The following is a 19485-nucleotide window of genomic DNA, read 5'->3' as shown; positions in this document are numbered from 1 at the left end:
AAATAAGCGGGAGATGACCGCCTATTTCAGTTGCACGGGCATACCTGTAAACAGGCTATAGTGTTCGATTGCAGCGGAAAGGGCAGGAATGTCGGATTTTTTCAGCGGCAGCAGGTGTTTGCACGTTACCTCGATATGTTTGGTTTTGATGGTGCGTTTCCAGGTACCGGTGATTTGTCCGTCGGTAACAATGAGGTATCCCAGCGACTCCATCGGGGCGAGTTCTTTTTTCAGCAGCAGCTGCTGGAGGTCGCGTTTTTTATATCCTACATTGAATTCATCGAAAGCGGAGAGGAGCTTCACCTCAGCGGTGGAGGTCTGCCGGCGTTTACCGGGCGCGGTCCAGTAGCTGATACCTTCGATCGTCATTTCCGCGAGCTGGTCTTTTACCGCATCCAGCCCGGCTTTGGACTCTGTAACAGTCAGTCCGGACCACCAGGCGAAATCCTGCAGCTGTGCCGGGCCGTGGCTGGAGAAGTAGCGCAGGGCCAGTTCCGCGAGGGCTTCCGGCTTGCTGCGTGGTTTGGCGGGCGGCACATGTTCATCTATCAGCACATAGGAGAACTGTTTACCATGGCGGGGGCCACTGCAGATGATGCCATCCAGTTCCGCGTGTGCGAGCAGGGAACCGATACGGTATTCGTCCGTAGGGATACCTTCCTCTTTCAGCAGGGGGGCTATCTGGTAGCGGGTAAGCTGTTGTTTGTCACGCAATATTTTCTCCAGGAGCTTATGGCTGCGGTGGATGATCCTGGTATCAAGTCCCCATTGGTTATCATTGTATACCATCAGCTTTTTTACGCGGGGTGCGGTGAGCTGCTGTATCCAGCGCAGGTCTTCCGGCGCCACAAAATGCCAGGTAGGGCGCATGATATGTGTGCGGATGATCTCCCATTTATCCAGCGCCTCGTCGAGTCTTGCTTCTGTAGCGGTTTTGAGTCTTTGTCCCACCGCCCATTTGGCGGCGCTGTAATCCTGTGCCTGTACGGCGCCCATCCATCGTACCAGATCTGCCGGCTTTTTAAATTCGGGAGTAGCCAGATGTTGCTGGCGCAGGCGTTGGAGGGTAATATCGTGATTAGTCATTTTCATATGGTGGCTGTTAAGTTAATAGATATGCCGCTGATTACAAAGTAATACCCTGATGATGACAACAGTGTGTCAGGAGCAGAGAAACTTTTTTATCTTACCACCTTAAAGCATATACGATGAAATTACCGGAAGCATGCGAAAGCATGGAAGACATCCGCACAGAGATAGACCGCATAGACCAGACCGTGATTCAGTTGCTGGGAGAGCGGTACAGATATGTACAGGCCGCCGCCGCATTTAAAAAGGATACCGCCGCCGTAAAAGCGCCCGCCAGATTTGAAGCCATGCTGGTCAAACGCCGGGAATGGGCGGTGGCAGCAGGTTTGAGCCCGGATGTAATAGAAAAAATGTACACCGACCTGGTGAATTATTTCATCGCAGAGGAGCTAAAACATTGGCAGTCTAAGGGTTAAGTGTAAATTTTTTTTGGAAGTGAAGGAGAAATTTATATCTTCGCGCTCCGTTTAAATGATTCCGTAGCTCAGTTGGTAGAGCAATACACTTTTAATGTATGGGTCCTGGGTTCGAGTCCCAGCGGGATCACTGGAGAAATGGGATAGGGCTTTTTATCAAGGCTTATCCCATTTCCTTTGGGGTGAAATATTTTTCCCTCTGCATATATTAGCTTTGTTGCCTCATTAAGTTTAGTGGTTCGATTCTAATAGCCGGAATAGTGCTTTCTAGAGGCTCTGATAATTTTTCTTCAAGCTTTATTATTCTGTTTAATATTCTTTTTTGTCCTACCTGAAAATATTTCCATTGGCTAAAAGATTTTGTGTACTTACCAGAATTTATTCACCATTGATATAAAATCCTATTCTTTGCTTATTTTTTGTAAATTGCTCAACTTCATAATGACTTATCATGAGTGTAGTTAAAGTTACCTTAACTCAATTAATTGGAGCATTCAAAAAACACTATGCTTTTTCCTCCAAAGATGATCAAATATCTCATTTATTGATCTTGTTTTATGCTGTTGAATGTGGCCTGAAGGCTAAATACTTGAAAAAGTATAACCGTTTGAATACCGACGATTTTGAGACATTGCCTGTAAATAAGAAATATGGGCATGGACATGACATATATGCTTGGGTGAAGGATTTGAAAATCCCTGCACTTGGGTATATTGATAGTCGCACAAATAAACCTTTAGTTCAAATGCATGAGAGATTAAGGTATGGTACTTATTCAGCAGGAACTGAAAATTTGCAAGTTAAGTTTTTACGAGATTTATCATTATACTTGAAAAAAGAGCTCTAATGCAAAGTAGCAAACTTTATACTTGGATTGACATTCAAGACACAATTGACTCATTTTTTAAAGAAGAGGAGAATAGTTTACAATTACAAAATTTGACTTTTCGCGCTTATTGGGATGGATTAAATATTTCGTTTTCTAAACCTAAAAGCAAAGACGAGATTGAGGGTATTCTCGAATCTATTTTCTTATCAAGGTTCGTTAAACTTGATGCAGAAAAATGTAATATATTACTGGAAGGAAACAGGGGGTTTCCAGTTTTGTTTGAGGAGGTTATTCCGGATGAGCTAGAGTTGATTCCTTTTCAACCAACTTTATCAAGAGCGCCTATTGTTGCATCTAAAGAAACTACCAATTTTTCAAATAGGAATGCTAATGATAAACCTGTCTTTTTTGCATTTCATTCTTTTAAAGGAGGGGTTGGCCGAACTTTGCACGCCATTTCTTTAGCATTGAATCTTTCTGAAAAACACAAAGTTCTATTAATAGATGCGGATTTTGAGGCACCTGGTATCTCATGGTTAACTAATAAATCGATTTCTTTTTCTGATTTTTTAGCAATGCTTCATGGAGATTCTGGTGTTGAAGACAATTATGAGAGTATTATTAAGCTTACTGCTGATAGTCTCCGAGATGACTCAACTGAAGATGAAAATCTATTTGTTTTTCCAGCTTTTAGATCACTTAAGTCAACATCACCAATTCTTGAAATTAAGCCAGAACATATAATAAAGTTTAATTCAAACCCGTTTTTCTTAACTGATATTTTAGTAAAGCTAGCTACAGAATTAGCTGTCGATTTTATTATTCTGGATTTAAGAGCCGGGATTTCAGAATTGTCTACAAGCTGGTTTCTCGATCCGAGAATTAATAAAGTATTTGTAACAACGCTTAGTAGTCAGTCTGTTTTAGGAACTGCAATGCTATTTAGGTTATTATCTAAGTTTGAGAAGCAGAACAACCTGAAGAATCAGGAATCTCCGTTGCCTTCAATTATTATATCACAAATTCCCAAAAGCTCAATTAAGGAAATTGAATATAATTGGGGAGATACCTACTCGCAGGAAACAACGTTAAGTACTTTGAGAGGTGCCTATGCAGAGTCGTTTTTGAATTTGTCTGAGTATAATCAAATGGAAGGATTTTCGGATCTGACAGATGAACAAATCGTTGGGAGGCTGTTAGGGCCTATTACTCTTTTTTCTCAGGAATATGATACTTTAAAATCATTACCTGATAATTGGGAGGAAGTAGTGAAATTGATAAAGCAAAATGAGTTAGACAAAAAACTAATTAAACTTGCGGAAAACTACCCTGTATCAGAAGAAGAAACTAGTGTACTTCAGGAATTGCCTGCTCTGAGAGAGAGATTGAAAGAAGCAGCTAATAAGCTAATTTTTGCGGAAACTGAAAAACAAGACGATTTCTTAATTACACAACCAATAAGGAATTTGGCAAGCGGTTTTAAGACCACTTTACCTATTGCCGTAGTAGTTGGAGCCAAGGGGTCGGGTAAGACCTTCCTCTTTAATCAAATTTCGCATTTGGAGAACTGGCAGGAATTTGGTGAAAAAGTATTAGGTAGTTATTCAAATACGGCAATTGTTCTGCCTATTTCGCTTCCTGCAAATGCCGCTCCTGTAGATATAAGAAGTTTTGCTAAAATTCCTCAAGAACTGTTGGCGTTGAAACCTCAGTCAAATATTGAAGCACTGCAGATCAATAGTATTTGGCTTGAATATATAAAACCGGATATTGATTTGTCGATAAAAGAGGATTTAACAAATAGTCAATGGCGAGAAAAGTGGCTTGATTATATAGCTTGGGCTGGAGGTTTTAGAATTAATGAAAATGGTGTAGGTAGAGGCTTTTTAGAATTATTAAGAAATGAAAAAGTAAAAGTTATTGCTGTTTTCGATGGGCTTGAAGATTTATTTAAGCAGTTCAATAATAACGCGAAACAACAAGCTGCATTAGAATCTCTATTACAAGATGTACCTAACTGGTTGGAAAGCTTATCTGAAAGATATCTTGGAATATTAGTTTTTGTTCGTAAAGACATTGTTTCTGTAGCTATCTCTCAAAATTCTAAGCAGTTCCTGAAAAAGTATGAGAATTATGAGTTACGTTGGAATGTTGAAGAAGCTTTAAGGCTATTGCATTGGATATTGAACAAATTCACAATGGGAGAGCATCCCACTTTTTCCGATTGGAAAGACTCATTAGGTCAGAAAAGCGAAAATGAATTGGTACAAAACTTACATATACTTTGGGGAATACGAATGGCGAAAAATACATCCAAAGAGGCGTATTCGCATAACTGGGTATTAGGATCTCTTGCAAATTTAAAGAAGGAAATTCAGTCTAGAGATATTGTAAGGTTTCTCAATTCAGCAGCAAATAAAACCTTATCAACAACTGATGCCAAGATTGTAACTTTATATAATGATCGTATACTATTTCCCGCTGCTATTAGAGACTCAATTGATGAAGTCGGTCGAAATAAAATTGATGAAATAAAAATAGAGAATCAACCCTTGAAGGAAGTCCTAGAGCTTTTGGAAGACCAAACAAAGAATATCAAATTCCCCTGTAAACCGGAAGATATAAAGCAGATTGTTCATGAGTCAGGTGTACGAATACTAGAGGATAATGGAGTAATAGTTCTCCATAATGGAGAATATTATATGGCTGAATTGTATAGACGCGGTATGGGATTCGATTATTCTAGAAAGGGACGCCCTAAGGTTTTGTATTTTTAAGCAAAAGTTAGTAGCTCTCCAACGTGTGTATGGTAGTTAAAGAATAAGGTTTAGTTGAAATAGCTGCGATTTAATCTGACAGTTAGGGTTAATTTTAAGTAACCACACTTTCAATCAACCCTTTAAAACTGCCAGAAATGAATTGAGCAGCTAAGGCTGTAACCGAAGATCTTGCATGCCTGTGATACATTTCCTAATTCTTCGGCCAATCTGAGCAGGCCAACTTTGTTTTTGATTAACTTAGTAGCTTTTATAGATACAAGGAGCTATTTGAGGAGGGAGGAGAAGTCGCCCTTCAGGAAATCAGCAGAAAGAAGCCGATATTAAAGAATCGGATAGAACCTGAAATAGAAACAGTCGTTGTTGAAATGGCAACCTTAAATCAGGCATTTGGCCAGCTCCGAGCTAGTCGTGAGCTTTGGAAACAGGGTATTTTCATTTCACCAGCGGGTGTACGATGTATCTGGCTACGGCACGATCTGGAAACCTTTAAAAAACGTCTTAAGGCGCTTGAAGCCAGATCTATAGGGGAAGCAATGGCGTTAGCACGCGATCCTTACCTAAAAGCGTATCTCCATTCTTCAAACGGCTAGCCGCTAGCTACTTGAAGACTTCAAAATCAAAGTTTTGCTTTCCATATTGTGATATCAGTTTTAAGTTAAAAACTTTTTACTGACACACTTTATGTAATAGTCTCGATTAGATGTTATTTATGTTTTTGTTTATTTTATCCATCCTTCACCTAAGACACTTCCCCCTTCATCAAAAGTAAATTTCATCCCTGATTTAAAATAACTATCATCTATCATGCCTTTTATAAAACTAATCTCAACATCACCTTTCGACCCTGGAGAAAAAGAATCCATATCTATAAGTTTAATACTACCCGATACTTTTGTTTGAGCACCTGAAAAATTAAATAATGGCCTATAACCACTCGTAAAAGGTGTTTTTCTTGACCGTTCATTGAAGAACAGATTTATTGTTGCCAAAACTTTAATAAAATCTACCATCCTGAAGAATTAAAAGGGTTCGTTGGACGAGGTGAAAAATTTAAAGGCTTTATAAAATTAATTTTAGGTAATTGATTTGCGGGTATAGATACGGCAGGCATGCCATCAGCTTCAAACATCGTTACAGTCTTCATTACCGCATTGGGAACCCTTACTTTTATAATTGTATTAGGAATTTGATCAAATGCAAAATTAGCTTTCCCAAATTGTGCAGCATCAGAAGCAGCTATAGCAAATAACTTACCAGTTTCATAGCTGCCAACTCCCATACTTAGACCGCCCTTTTCAGCTATACTAGTTAATTCTGCGCCCGATACCGATCTATACAACGTAGTAGAATTAAGTATTCCTATACCTCCTTTTACCAAACTAACCCCTTTACTCGCGACTACAGCCTCGCCAACCTTTTCGACGCCGTATCCAACATCATGTCCTATTTGGTCACTGGTCTTATTGGGAATATCTGCAGCATAGTTTACAGCATTGTCTATCATTTGAGCTCTGGCTCCTATCGCTCCTTCATCTACATTAAAAGGAGAAAAAGCAGCAATTCCATCTAATGTTTGGCCCCACCCTTCAGCAGTCCCCAAACTTTTAACCCATTGCCCTGTGGACCGTCCACCATCTTTTATCCCTTCCCAAGCATTCCTCCAAAAACCTGCTCCCTTTATCGTTGTGTCTCCCCAAAAGTCACTATAGCGAATAGGATTATTATTCATTGCAGTATATGGTGAGATTGCATCATTTGGCTTCGGATCTATCTGCCACCATCTTCCTAACTGGGGATCCAGATTCCGATAGTGTGCCTCATAAGAATATAAATCCAGATCGCTATTTAATTCAATGCCATTAAACTTATTTTTATTAACCGGATAGTTCGTGCCTTTTAACGCATTCGAACTAATCCCCGCCATCGTCAACCCAAATGGATAATAATGTGTTTCCTCCAATAACGGACCACTTATATCCAATACGGATATATTATCAAACAACACGTCCTGTGGACTTTCATTTGTTGTGAATACGTACAGGAAACCACTTTGGGGGTTAGGATATTTTTCCTGTGCCAGGGTTTGCAGCTGATCAGGAAGGGATTTTACCTGCTTAACACCACTTCCTGCTTTGACTAAATTAAACTGATCGTCGAACAATACAAAATTTAAATATGCCTTTGGCCTGGTAGCATCTGCCTGATCTGGCTTCTTTTGTTTTAACTGCTGATAATCGCGAAGGCTGAAATGATCGGTAAAAGGAGAAGAGCCAGTTGCAGGGCTGTTACCATGAGCATTGGAGGAAGGCGTACTTCCTGCCAGTACCTGCAAAATGTCGGGAAAAATGTTTTCTGCTGACACAGCACCGGGCTTACCTTCGGGAGTTGTAACTGATTTATAATAAGCCTTTGTGCCAATACTGACGGTATCACCGGCCATTACCCGCAATACAATAGAGGGGCCTGTTTTCTTTGAACTACCTGCCGCATTCAGTTTGGCTACTGAGGTGTTTTTTTTAGTGCTGTTATCGACAGGATACCCTGGTGGAAGTGGTACCCGAGTCTGATCTACATTATTGAATAAGGCATTTTCCACCGCGGACTGGTCAGGCTCCATAGAAGCCATGTATACGGTGAAATCTGTCTGGTCTGTCAGCACAGCCCTGGTACTGCCCAGGTGGTCTTTTAGAAAATAATCAAATGCATAGGCTGGTGGCTTCGCGGACTTATATATGGTACGAATACGCCCTTCTTCATGGGCAATCAACTGCAAGGTATCATTAATATACACCAGGCCATCCAGGTAGTCGATCGTGGTAATTTTACCGGTACTGGTGACATCTGTAATTTTCTTTCGCCACTTGCTGCCATTGGCATCATACGTAAATTCAAAATAGCCTTTCCCAATAATCATTATACTGTCCGGCAGATTCAGATAATTATACCGGCGAACGGAGGATAGCTTATTCATATCGACCACGCAGTTGCCGTTCCGGTCGTATGTATAATCCTGATCCTGGGCGCCATTCAGCTCTGTGAAATCTCCGAGCGTACTGGCAAGGTTATTCTTTCGGTCAGTGATGAGGAAGGGCTTATTGGATTTAGGATAATAGGAGTACAACAGGCTGTCTATAGTAGTGATGACGGCGCCATTCATGCCTTTCTGGCTCATGGATCGGATGTTACCATTGGCGTCGTAATCCAGTCCACTAACGGAAAAATCAACGGTATTCCTTGTCCAGGCAGCGCCAGCAATGTTCTGCTGTGTAAAATCTGCTGATAATAAGCGATTGGTATTATCATACCGGTAGCCATACGCCCTGGTGATGTTGTTGCCTTTACTCTTCCATTTAATGCCGGAGATGTTGCCATTGTACTGCCTGGCAGTAAATCCTGAATCATAGCTAAGCACCTGCCCGAACCAGTTGGTGCTGCTGGTGGAATTAACATAGGCTTTATTAATCCCGCTGAGCCATCCGCGAATATTGTATTCATATGATAGCTGCTCCAGTGGTGCGCCGGCATTCCTGATGCCCAGCTGCTTTAGTTTCAGTTGCCCGGATTCATAATATTGATGGGTGGCAATGGTGCGTTCCAGTGAATTCAGGTCATTTATTTTCTTCTTTATACTGGTTACCCGGCTGGCGGGGTCGTAGGCAAGTGTTGTCAGTATGGTCGTCTGCGGCGTTAAACTGCTGCGCGGATTGGTATGCCGCTGATAGGTACTGAGTACTTTACCACTGAAATCATACAGGGTGGTGACGGTATTTTTTCCGCCCGCCAGGTTATCGTTTACAGATTGGATTAATCTGCCTTTTTCGTTGTAGTAGTGAGTGGTTGTTAACCAGGTACTGGTGTTGAGCACCCGCACGCTGCTGCCGGTGAGGAGGCCGGTGGTTTTGGTAGTGTAGGCGGTATTGGCCTCTGCATAAGGGTTTGTACCTGCCTGTGGTTTGGCGAAGTCAGTGGTCAGGGCGCTCTGGACACCGGCGAAACTGTAATTGTGATAATAATTAAGTGTCAGGGGAGTTAAACTTCCGGCGCTAAGGCCCGGCAGGGGCAAGGTAGCTGTTACAGCGCCATTCACTATAAACGTACCACTGGTAACACTGTTCATACTGCTTTGCAGCGAGCCGCGGGAGGCGTTGCTATTATAGATGGCAGTGGCTACGACCCTGTTCAGTGAATCATAAAAAGTAGCCAGCCAGGTATTCTGTTGCGCCCTGTTTCCATCCCTGGAAAATACCTGCCGGTCACGCACGTCATACACCATTTCTACGGAATCGGCGCCGGGGAGCTTTTTCACAATCATTCTTCCCAGAGCATCATAACGATAGGCGAAACATAACTCCGCTGCAACGGCAGCATCTATAACCCAGGTGGTGCGGATAGTATCCACCGCTAATGGCGGAATTACATAACGCAGCCGGTTAAAATCATCATACACGTAATAAGTGCTGAGCCAGCCGGGATGCCCGTCAGCAGCTCCGGCGGACAGTTCACTTTTCTTCAGCAGGGCGCGTCCCTGCTTATCAGTGAAAACGACGGACCTGATGTTATGCTCATCAAGGGTCACCTGTTTGCTCAGCTCACCAGCGGCATAGGCAGCAGTGGATACGGGAATGCCATTGGCGGGAACCGTCCAGATACGCACGTCATCGCTGGTGCTGTTTAACTGGTATTGCGAAGAAACCGGCTTATTGCCTCCTTCCTTTGCCCAGCTTCTTCCGGGGGCAAATGATTTTGACAGCCTGTTCAACGGGGATGGCTCAAACTCCTGCTGACTATAAAAAATAGTTTCTCCCGCTATGCCGGGATGCAGCGCTGTGTTTTTATAGAAGGTCTGCTGTGCGGTAAAAGGGTCACTCTTGAACTTGCCATCGCTGGTATTGCCACTCTGCTGCGCATAGGGCAGGTATATATATTGTCTTCGCCCCAGTGCATCATAGGTTACAGGCATTACCATATCCCTGCCGCCAGGACTGATGCCCTTACTGACAGTTTGTAACAGACGGCCAAGACCATCATAATATTCAACGGATTGCCTTACCTGGCTAATGCTGGCCGCCCCCGTAACGGCGGCATCTGTAGCAGCCGGCATAGATGGCTCCCACACCCGGATATAGTTGACAGGAGTATCTGCATAGGCAGCAGGTAAAGTCACAGGATTGGCCAAGGGCAGGGTAGTAGGGGCGGGTATATTCTGCCCTGCGCATAGCAGCGCACTGCCTGACCATAACAATAAAAGCAACAACTTCTTCATGGGATTAACGATTTACATTGCCTGGTTAATGAGGTATGGTATCGATATGGCTTTTCGGGACGGCTGCCAGCACAATTCCTCTCACAAGCGGCAGATCCAGCGGGATGTCAGGTCCCAGATGGGCGTACAGTCTTCCGTCTTCACTGATAAAGTATTTACTGCCGGTTATTGAAGGCATCCTCCCGGTCAGCCATTCCAGTACCGACTGGCGTGGATCTTTGGTGCCCGTTCTCGGAAACCCGGCGGTAAATACAACGCCAGCTTCTTCCAGTTGCCGGGATACAGCAGGACATAAGGCTATGACCGGCATGGTATCTTTATACTGCTGCCGGAAGCGCAGCAGCTGGTTATTCAGGGAAGTATCTTCAATAGCCGGCAAAATGATATACAGTAGCCGCTTTCCTGCGTACTGCTGTAGATCCGGGGCGGAAGTCTGCGCAAAACAATGACCGGTATAACAGAGAAGTATCATCAACAATGTCTTCTTCATAAATAACTATTTACCTATTTGAAAATCATACAGCTTAATAATATTACCATCTTTATCCTTTATACGCTGTAGCCGGCCGAACGAATCATACTCGTAATAGGCGATTCTGCCTTCCGGTCCCGTCTGGGAACTCATACCACTATACAAGGGAGAATAGGTAAATGTATTTACCAGGGCAGATCCTGCCGGTAAGCCGCTCCTGATCTTATTCAGCTCTGTTCGCAGCGCATTATCGGAAGCAGGATTATTCAGGATGGAAAGATTAACCAATCCGGCTACTGTAGCATAATTGCTGCCTGTGACCTGTGCTACCGGATAGTTGCCATTATATCCCCAGAGAAAAACCTCTTTTATATCATTGGCCTTGTACTGTTCGGTGAGATTGCCTTTCGCATCATAACCGGAGAAGTACATAATGGCACTGTCAGTTTTGGAGAAGTAGTTTCTGAACTGGGAAAGATGCAGCTTATTACTATTGAAAAAACTGAATACATATTTGCTTCCATTGATGAATAAGGGACTCAGGCCATTCTTTTTGATGGAATCGGTTACCTCTACCGGCTGCAGGTAATGGCGTTTCAGCAGTGTATCTTTCATCGCCAGCTCCCCGGCATTCAATCCCAGTGAAAATTCTCCGGAAGGAGTGAAAGCATATTTGTACGTCTGTTCACGGGTCTGGTTATTATTGATAGTGATTTTTTTCTGTTTCAGCAGATAGATATAATCATGGAGATAATAGCTGTAACTGGTTTGGGCGCCCATTGCGATATTGCCGGCATAGGAACTATCGGTGGCCTGCGCCAGCGCCACTACCGGCATGGTAACCGTGTAATAGGACTGCGCGGCATAGTCGGGGATACAGTCATTGAATATATCGTTGCAATTACCGGGGTTACGCCGTATATCCGTCCAGATATAGGCCAGACCATCCACCTGCCAGTAAGGCTTGGCTTTATAGCCAGGTTGCGATGGCGGGTAAGACCAGATCCACTGCTGTTCCGTTTTTCTCAGTAAGGTCCCATCCTGGCGATAGACTTTCTCTTTTAATAACTTCCCGCGGTAATAGCTGGGGTCAACCGGAGGAATGGGAGGGAAGCCGGTAGGCGGATTATTATACATATAGGCGAATATCCTGTCCGTCCAGCCGTTGTTGCTTTCAATCGTTCTTACCTCCGGATATACCACAAAGGAACCGTTGTCTGAAGCCAGAGGATAACTGCTGCCGGGAAATACTTTAAAATACTGGCACCCGGTAGTAGAGGTGTTCTGCAGGGACATAATATTTACCGGAGAAGCCAGCAGCCCGCTGCCAACGGTGGAATCATTGGAGTACATTTTATACCGGTAGCTGGTAACATTGCTTTTACCGGTAACCGGATCATAATCTGTCAGTGATTTTACCCGCACCCCGCCGGCATAATAAGACCTTCTTCCCATCTGGTACGTATTGCCATAGGTAAACTGGACAGTAGTAGTATCTGGCACGCCCTCCAGCCACGAACAGGACAGCGTACCGGCGGTACAGGGAAACTGCAGGCTGGTGGAATAAATATCCACGCGGTAGTTGCCATTCTTTAATATCAGGCTACCTGTGCGCTGGCCGTCAAAAGACTGTATGAGATAACCGCCGTTTAAATCTCCCGGAGAATTGACCCGCATAAATTTTATGGAGAAGTTATTACCGCAGGGCAAAGAGAGATTACCCAGGTTGAAGGTAACCCGCGAGATATTAAAGGAAGTGTTAACGGTGAATGCATGTTGCAGCGATGGACTGGTAGTGCCTCCCGCACGAAAATTACTTTCGCTGAAAGACCTGCTCACCATATACCTGGAATCAGGATGATAAATGAAAAAATCTCCCAGGCCAAGCACCTCATTCCCTTCGTATTCAATTTCCCGGTATCCACCGGTGGGATAGGTGATTTTACGGAGCACATTTGCTTTGCCGTAATAAGGATCGGCAGTACGGATGGCCCAGTAATCCCAGTAGAAATCATTAGCACCGTTGGAGAAGATCAGGTTGGGAATCAAGCCGGAATTTAAATTGGCTTTACCGTTGAAAAATCCCCATATATCTACAGCAGGATTAAGTACTGTAGGTAATGCCACGGATTCAATGTATTCAAACTTATGCGTAAGGCTATCAGTACCAGCAGCACCAAACTGTGAAAACGAACTTAATTTAAACCGGTTGCTGGTGAAATCAGGACCATAGTTAAATGTAAATTTTCCCCTGAAATTACCATTGGGATCATACTGCTGAATAGACAGCAGTCGTTTGGGACCATAGGTATAATCCGGCGCCGCATTAAAGATAAGATAACCACTGCCTGCATCAATCCGGCTGACCATATATTCAGTACCGGAGGTAGTGACTGTACCTATATCACTGATTACATTAAAGCCCCTGCAGTCCAGTCCGGCGGTAGTCAGCGGCATAAAGCTGCCGGAAATAGTGGTGAAAGCATCTCCTGTAGTGACGTAGGAGTATTTTATACTGTTCTCCTCATTCATATCATAGGATTCCGCGAGGTGCCATGATACGGAAGATGTTTCACTGGGAGAAGAGCCGCCATTACCATTATAGGTGGATTGGTTTACTATTCGCAGGTCACCTGTGCCGGCTTTATTTCTGCCAAAATAATATTTATGGCCGTTTTCATCCGTGATGATCCATGACCGGATACCTGGTCCGGGTGGCGCCTGGCTGCTATCGCGGGTGTAAGTAATATCGATGGCGTCATTGGTCATCATAATAACATCTCCATTTTCCTTCAGGAAAAATTTACCGGAGCGACCATTAAAGTTGTACAGGAATACATCCGGCTCCAGGTCCAGGCGGTCCTGTCCTAACTCGGCCATGTGGGAGAGGTTATTGACATTGAACGTAGAGGGCCGGGCAAAAGGGTTCATCAGCATGCCTAGCTGGCTGTCATCAGGCTTTCCATTCACCATTTGCGTTATCCGGCCGGCGCCATCCGCCAGGCTGAACCCCAACCCCACACAACCTGACAGCTCTTCAACCCGTATACCACCGGTATTATTATAGCTGAGGGAAATATTCGCTGATAACGGACCACTGTTCACGCTGCATAAAGGAAAGCTAATGGGAATAGTCCCTGTGAATGTTCCCAGGGGCCGCTCCAGTACTTTAAACATAGCGGCTGCATTGGGAGGAATAGGTTTCGCTTTGGGAAGATGTTGCTGATATTGTCCCAAAGTAAATAACGGGAATAGCAGGGATACTGGGAAAACAATAAAACGCAGACGCATAGTAATGATATTAAATTTCAGCGTGTTTTTGAGGTATAGGACTAAGCCAATCGTCAGATTCAGCAGCTGGGATTTATCCGGGAGCAGGTGATATAAATTTTATAAAAAAGAATGCAATGAGGCAGCAGTTAAGGAACTATTGCCTAATAGGCTATGCGCAACGGAATGCTGAGCGCGAATCATATAAATAAATCGGAATTGTTTGTTGCCAGATCTTATCAAGTCTGGAAGCTTACAATTTTACTATAGGTTCTTCATCTTTAATTCAGTGCTGGGTTCAGGGTTGGCTGCAGGAGGATAATGAATAAACTAATGGTAGGGAGATATCTGCATGGAATTGAGACTTGTTTTCAGGCATCATGGGTATGGCAGACGATTACATACAGATATAAGTATCCGTATTCTATCTTATTGAAACCAGCTTGTGAAGAATGTGCCCCGGATATGATGGCCGTTGTTATCCGGTAACATTTTTTTTGTAATATTTGAGTAGTTTGTAGTAATCTTTAGGGCTCACAGGTCTGATAAAATCGTATAAAGGTAGTTTGCTGACTTTTCGCGGCAGGCCCATATCTTTCATTAATTTATCCAGGTATTGCAGGTTAAGAGGGGCTATACAGGTTCCGTCATGTGTGCTGGTCACATGGTTTCGATGCTGTTGCCAGGCTGACATAGTTAGTATTTCTTCCTTTATCTTATCTTTTGATGGAAGCTGTAAGTTGCCATTAACAAGTCTAAGTACCCAATGAGATGCTATCTCGGAAGTAAGGGATGTGACAAAACTGGTATTGAAACCCACAAAGGCAAGTTGCGGAATGTCTGGATGAATTATATTTCTGTAAAGCTGAAAGCCCGTTTCTTCATTGAATATTATATTCCGGTTTTTTTCTTCCAGGAATGGAAGGCGCCGCAGAAAGCCGGTACCAAAGATGATCAGGTCTGGTTTGATCGTTGATCCATTCTTTAATTCAATATGACTACCGTTAAATCTGTCAATTTCTGTCTGGATAGCTTTTATCTGTCCTTTTCTGATTTTAGGGTAGAAATCTGGATGGGCTACTCCAAGGGCGCAATTTATCTGAGTTTCAATGGGGTCTTCAGGTATCATGTTGCAGGATTTTAACCTGAATTGTTTTTTTAGAAGTAATTCCACCATACGCCATTGTAACCATGCAAAGAGCCGTTTGGGCAGCCGAAACTGATTTTTGTTGCCGCTTTTATGAGGCGGCGTTATGAAAATTTCGGAGTATCTTGAAAGTAGTAAGTATTTCAGATTGATTATATTAGCAAAATAGCGCGGTACTTTCCATCGTGCTTTTCTATAGATAAGTGTACAATCCTTAGCATGATCAGTTACCAGTGTGGCAACATCTGTGGCCGATTTAGCGAATCCGACAACGACTACGGATTTATTTTCTACTAATGATGCATCGGAAACATCTGTTGTATGAAGTACCTTGCCGCCGTGATCAATGAATTCCTGCATACCTTCAAATGCTGGAATATAAGGGACATTAAAAGTTCCGGTACAGATAATTACGAAATCAAATAGTAAGGTAGCATTTTTGCTTTTTTTCCGATCGAAAACCTCTACAGACCAGATATTGTCCAGATATTTCATTTCAATAACTTCAGTATTGAAGCGAATATGTTGAGATAAGCCAAAATGTGTTGCATAGTTTCTGAGATAGGACAATATCTGCTCTCCGGAAGGCCATTCAGGAAAGGATGCCGGCATAGGATAGTCCGAAAAGGCGTATTCGTCCCGGGTGGTCTGAGTGGATGCTCCAAAGTAACAATGATCCCGCTTCCAAACACCACCTATTCCAGACGTTTTTTCTAATACAGAAACGTGATGATTGCCTTCTAAGAATGTTTTAGCGGTTACCAGGCCGCTCACTCCTGCACCAATGATTCCAATACTTGCCATAATGGTTACTTTTATGTCAGATACAGATAAACAGAAATTATGAAAGGGGGCTGTTTAAATTAAGAACTTGTTATCATATTCTGATGTTTTGAGGTATTGCCCTGGAAGTTACTTAATGATAAATTGAGACTGATTGAACATGAATAATATCAGTTGGTGCTTCAATGCCCATTATTACTGCTACTCCTGTTTTTTATAGGCTACCGGCATCTTTTTGTGTTAATCCGGATATCATCAATAACCTGTCTGCTACAGGGTTTTAGTATGTATGAGAAATTTCTGGAGTGCCTGCATTTTATTGAAGTATACTTGAATGGGATAAAATTCATGAAAAAAACAATACGGAAGAAATAATTCTATGCACCGTACAGTTGGTTTTGCATCCCGTACAGTGCTAATCTGATATCGTGTAATCAATGGAAAGGTATGGGGACGAGGCTTCTATATTGATTAGTTTCAGCAGGAAAAACATTATGGGAAGGATGGGAAAACACTGCTGCTGCCATGAAAAATGCAGCAGCATCACAACCTGCCTGACAACAAAAAGCCTATACCGGCAGAAATATGGTAAACATCCTGCCGGTATAAAACCAGCTGTTATTGCAGATGCTCATTGTTGGTATATCCAACACTCAACTCTATTGTTCCCCTGGTTATATCCTCCTGCGTAACAGTATAAGGCCCGCTGGCAAGCGGAGAACCGCTATTCCCGGAAGTAGGCTTGTATCTTAACTCTAGCTGATCTCCAACTGATACCACTACATTGGTAGCGGAGGAGGGACAACTGATATAATTGTAGCTGTTGGTCTGCCGGTTAAGCACATACGCTTTTGCAGTAGCCATGATGCTACATAACGGATTGATATACTCATACCCGTTATCACGGTAAATATAAATGGTGGTAACAAGGATAGAAACACCGCGTGCACTGTGTACACCGGCAGTCCTTTTCTTTGAAGGAGGGTTGGCGGCAACAACTATCAGTTGTACGGCAAAGAGCATGGTAATGATTAACGTTAACTTTTTCATATTTTTTTTTATGAGGGTGAATAAAATACAGAAGGGGATATCTGCGATAAACCGGAATTCTCAGGTAAACAGATGGACATGATTCTCCGTTGTACTACAGTCTGGGTTAAATATTTATCGGGAAGCAGAACAGGAAGATGATAATCTGTATCCTGCGATCTCATTTTGTTGCGGAAAGAAAAGTATATGCTGGCTGTCAGTCCCTGTCAGGTTTATCTTACATCATAAGCGTTTCTCTTATATCTGGAACGAATAGGTCATTCAATCCCGAAGCTACAGCAGATGGCTGCATACAGTATGCGGTCAGTAATTATAGGTATACCGGATTACAGGGTAAATAAGCACCTGATAAGCAATAAAACCACTTCTGCAATACTATCATCTTATTCATAAGATGTAATACCCTGGCAGTAATTCATATTATATTGCGGATGATTATTTCCCTCCATGCTGAATTGGTATTTGCTACAGTAACCATTAAATGATTATTATGGGTGCTCCTATGACCGGCAACTTCAGGGCAGATCAGATAGCTGCACTACGGCATCATTTAAAAATGAAACAGCCGGATGTTTGGAGTATCGAAGCATGTGGCTTGTCAGATAGTAATATCAACGACAGGTTTTTGAAACTCCTCAAAAAACTGGCATCTCCCCAGGGTAAAAATGGTCCTCATACAATTTTTGTAAAGGAACCAGTTTACGTTCCATATGAATCAGCAAAAGTCCCTGAGACAACTCCCTTCGGGGAATTATGCCGGCTGGTGATTGATACTGCACTGTCCGATGAACTGCGTTTTGCTGTGTCATCAGGCCCTTTGGCCGCTATGGCGGTGCTGGCTGCTGCAACTGCATTGATCGGTAAACATCGGTCGGGCGAATGGATAGATACAATAGGAACAGTAATTCCGGAAAAGGGCAATGAGGCGAAACTGCTTTGGCAGGAGTATCAGCAGCAGTGCCGCGGAAAACTGGATAATGCGCTGCCTGTGATAATACGGAATACCTTTGCCAGCGTTTTTATCTGGCAGTTTATCCGGATAGCCGATGAGCGTATACTGGACTTATGCAGCTCACTCCTTATTGTGCTGATAGCAGTTGATAATGTAGGCGCTCATGATGATGTTGGTGTGGGAGAATATGCTACCTATATAAAAGTGATGAACGAAGGTATTACATGTCTGAGAGGATCTGCTGTGGCTGCCGGACTCAGAGACGCCGTGGTAGCGGGTGCATTTATGAAATGGCGGGAAATGGTAACAGCCGGAATAGAAATTATGGCAGTAAAGGAGCTGGAGCATCTCATTTTATCATGCGGAGGGCCCGTAACTCCGGAGGAATACCTGAAAATGCGATGGTGGGACGGATTTATGGTGCCTTATTTCAGAGTGCCCATGGGAGCAGATGGGTATCACCATCTGGCAGATAAGGCAGGTACTTTTATGAGTGCACGAAAATGTGGCAAAATCAAACGGGTACTTGACAATACTTTTCGTTATAACGATATCATTGATTTCTTTTCTGATAGTAAGCAGGGAGATGGCGTTAATGAATTACTGGTAGCATTATCCGTCGCAGGTCCAATAGGAATGGCCGGATATGCGGAAGCGTTGGCGATGATAACGGATGATGCACTGGCATGTGACTGCGGAGAGGCCGGACATGCAGAGGCTGCGGAATCTGCTATAGGGATATGTGTATGGTATGCTATTAATCCGCGCTATCAATTGCGACGACAACTGGATGTTTTATGTGCTGCAGATGAGAAGTCTGCGCAAATATTTGGTTTTAAATTACAGGAAGACAGAAATGTCTCCTGCAGGATTGCTGATGGCGATTTACTACATACAGGTGAGTGGCTCCCTTTATGGGAGCTGTGCAGGACAGACATCCGGGAACTCGTGCAAAGAGCTGTCCGGAGAGTACTGCCGGGGGATATTACAGAAGGGCCTGTATACGAGCGATGTTGTGAGGTGGCGGCAGTAACGCTCAAAAGCTGCATGACTGCCGGTAATGATATCAAAAGTTTATGGGCACTGGCAGATCAGTGGTGCTGCTTCTTTGATGAAGCCATTTCCAGCCACGACCAGCTTCATCCGGTGGTAAATACTTTACGGAATATTATCTCAGGAATCTGGAAACACCATATCATTGGAGGAGGTGAAGGAAACAATGAAACGGATGCAAAGCTGTTTATTGATGCTGATAAGGCTTTTAGAAGTACCTACACATTGGAACCCAACAGGGGCGTGGCTGTCCGGCGGGCCTTTTTAGGAGTATTGTCCGGAGCCATTGAACTGAGCGGCTTCAATCCATATAGCCGTATTGTTGATGGGATTGTCTGTTTATGCAATACAGGATATAATAAACACGCATAGATATACCGC

The 19485-nt window shown here is 43.3% G+C and carries 11 protein-coding genes, 1 tRNA gene and 1 pseudogene; 6 read left to right on the top strand and 7 right to left on the bottom strand.

The features are described 5' to 3' along the window. Positions 1-21: 21 nt before the first annotated feature. Positions 22-1092: a winged helix DNA-binding domain-containing protein gene (locus GWG06_RS18665; protein ID WP_160715080.1), complete on the bottom strand. Its 1071-nt coding sequence runs from the start codon at positions 1090-1092 to the stop codon at positions 22-24. Positions 1093-1208: 116 nt separating this feature from the next. Here GWG06_RS18665 and GWG06_RS18660 point away from each other — a divergent pair, with 116 nt between their 5' ends. The 5 genes and pseudogenes from GWG06_RS18660 to GWG06_RS30610 all read left to right on the top strand — a co-directional run. Next, the gene (locus GWG06_RS18660; RefSeq protein WP_127040240.1) at positions 1209-1505 is read left to right on the top strand and encodes an isochorismate lyase; all 297 of its coding nucleotides are present in this window, start codon (positions 1209-1211) and stop codon (positions 1503-1505) included. 57 nt (positions 1506-1562) lie between these two features. After that, positions 1563-1635, top strand: a tRNA-Lys gene (locus GWG06_RS18655). A gap of 321 nt (positions 1636-1956) precedes the next feature. Then, a complete protein-coding gene (locus tag GWG06_RS18650; RefSeq protein ID WP_160715078.1) occupies positions 1957-2352 on the top strand; it encodes a hypothetical protein in 396 nt (131 codons plus the stop codon). Then, positions 2352-5111, top strand: coding sequence for a KGGVGR-motif variant AAA ATPase (locus tag GWG06_RS18645; protein ID WP_160715076.1), 2760 nt, complete (start codon positions 2352-2354; stop codon positions 5109-5111). Before GWG06_RS18650 ends, GWG06_RS18645 begins: the two co-directional genes overlap by 1 nt. Positions 5112-5356: 245 nt before the next feature. Beyond that, positions 5357-5632, top strand: a pseudogene (locus tag GWG06_RS30610) (helix-turn-helix domain-containing protein); the annotation flags it as partial. A gap of 201 nt (positions 5633-5833) precedes the next feature. Here GWG06_RS30610 and GWG06_RS18640 read toward each other — a convergent pair. The 6 genes from GWG06_RS18640 to GWG06_RS18615 form a co-directional block, all read right to left on the bottom strand. Beyond that, the gene (locus GWG06_RS18640) at positions 5834-6124 is read right to left on the bottom strand and encodes a hypothetical protein (protein WP_160715074.1); all 291 of its coding nucleotides are present in this window, start codon (positions 6122-6124) and stop codon (positions 5834-5836) included. After that, on the bottom strand, positions 6118-10377 hold the full coding sequence (locus GWG06_RS18635; protein ID WP_160715072.1) for a DUF6443 domain-containing protein: 4260 nt from the start codon (positions 10375-10377) through the stop codon (positions 6118-6120). Before GWG06_RS18635 ends, GWG06_RS18640 begins: the two co-directional genes overlap by 7 nt. 25 nt (positions 10378-10402) lie before the next feature. Then, the gene (locus GWG06_RS18630) at positions 10403-10867 is read right to left on the bottom strand and encodes a hypothetical protein (protein WP_160715070.1); all 465 of its coding nucleotides are present in this window, start codon (positions 10865-10867) and stop codon (positions 10403-10405) included. A gap of 6 nt (positions 10868-10873) precedes the next feature. Continuing rightward, positions 10874-14140, bottom strand: a complete 3267-nt coding sequence (locus GWG06_RS18625; RefSeq protein ID WP_160715068.1) for an RHS repeat domain-containing protein — start codon at positions 14138-14140, stop codon at positions 10874-10876. 457 nt (positions 14141-14597) lie between these two features. Next, complete coding sequence (locus GWG06_RS18620; protein ID WP_160715066.1) at positions 14598-16070, bottom strand: flavin-containing monooxygenase; 1473 nt, start codon at positions 16068-16070, stop codon at positions 14598-14600. A gap of 597 nt (positions 16071-16667) precedes the next feature. Next, positions 16668-17099: a hypothetical protein gene (locus tag GWG06_RS18615; RefSeq protein WP_160715064.1), complete on the bottom strand. Its 432-nt coding sequence runs from the start codon at positions 17097-17099 to the stop codon at positions 16668-16670. Between the two features lie 490 nt (positions 17100-17589). Between GWG06_RS18615 and GWG06_RS18610 the strand changes: the two genes are divergently transcribed. After that, positions 17590-19476: a hypothetical protein gene (locus GWG06_RS18610; RefSeq protein ID WP_160715062.1), complete on the top strand. Its 1887-nt coding sequence runs from the start codon at positions 17590-17592 to the stop codon at positions 19474-19476. Positions 19477-19485: the final 9 nt, after the last annotated feature.

The organism is Chitinophaga solisilvae (genome assembly GCF_009928525.1).
GTDB lineage: Bacteria > Bacteroidota > Bacteroidia > Chitinophagales > Chitinophagaceae > Chitinophaga > Chitinophaga solisilvae.
This window is presented reverse-complemented; position numbering and strand designations above follow the sequence as displayed.

Excerpts from the sequence above, each read along its gene's own strand:
- GWG06_RS18615 (WP_160715064.1), bottom strand. The coding sequence starts at position 17,099 with ATGAAAAAGTTAACGTTAATCATTACCATGCTCTTTGCCGTACAACTG.
- GWG06_RS18640 (WP_160715074.1), bottom strand. The coding sequence starts at position 6,124 with ATGGTAGATTTTATTAAAGTTTTGGCAACAATAAATCTGTTCTTCAAT.
- GWG06_RS18610 (WP_160715062.1), top strand. The coding sequence starts at position 17,590 with ATGGGTGCTCCTATGACCGGCAACTTCAGGGCAGATCAGATAGCTGCA.
- GWG06_RS18625 (WP_160715068.1), bottom strand. The coding sequence starts at position 14,140 with ATGCGTCTGCGTTTTATTGTTTTCCCAGTATCCCTGCTATTCCCGTTA.
- GWG06_RS18645 (WP_160715076.1), top strand. The coding sequence starts at position 2,352 with ATGCAAAGTAGCAAACTTTATACTTGGATTGACATTCAAGACACAATT.
- GWG06_RS18635 (WP_160715072.1), bottom strand. The coding sequence starts at position 10,377 with ATGAAGAAGTTGTTGCTTTTATTGTTATGGTCAGGCAGTGCGCTGCTA.
- GWG06_RS18665 (WP_160715080.1), bottom strand. The coding sequence starts at position 1,092 with ATGAAAATGACTAATCACGATATTACCCTCCAACGCCTGCGCCAGCAA.
- GWG06_RS18630 (WP_160715070.1), bottom strand. The coding sequence starts at position 10,867 with ATGAAGAAGACATTGTTGATGATACTTCTCTGTTATACCGGTCATTGT.
- GWG06_RS18650 (WP_160715078.1), top strand. The coding sequence starts at position 1,957 with ATGAGTGTAGTTAAAGTTACCTTAACTCAATTAATTGGAGCATTCAAA.
- GWG06_RS18660 (WP_127040240.1), top strand. The coding sequence starts at position 1,209 with ATGAAATTACCGGAAGCATGCGAAAGCATGGAAGACATCCGCACAGAG.
- GWG06_RS18620 (WP_160715066.1), bottom strand. The coding sequence starts at position 16,070 with ATGGCAAGTATTGGAATCATTGGTGCAGGAGTGAGCGGCCTGGTAACC.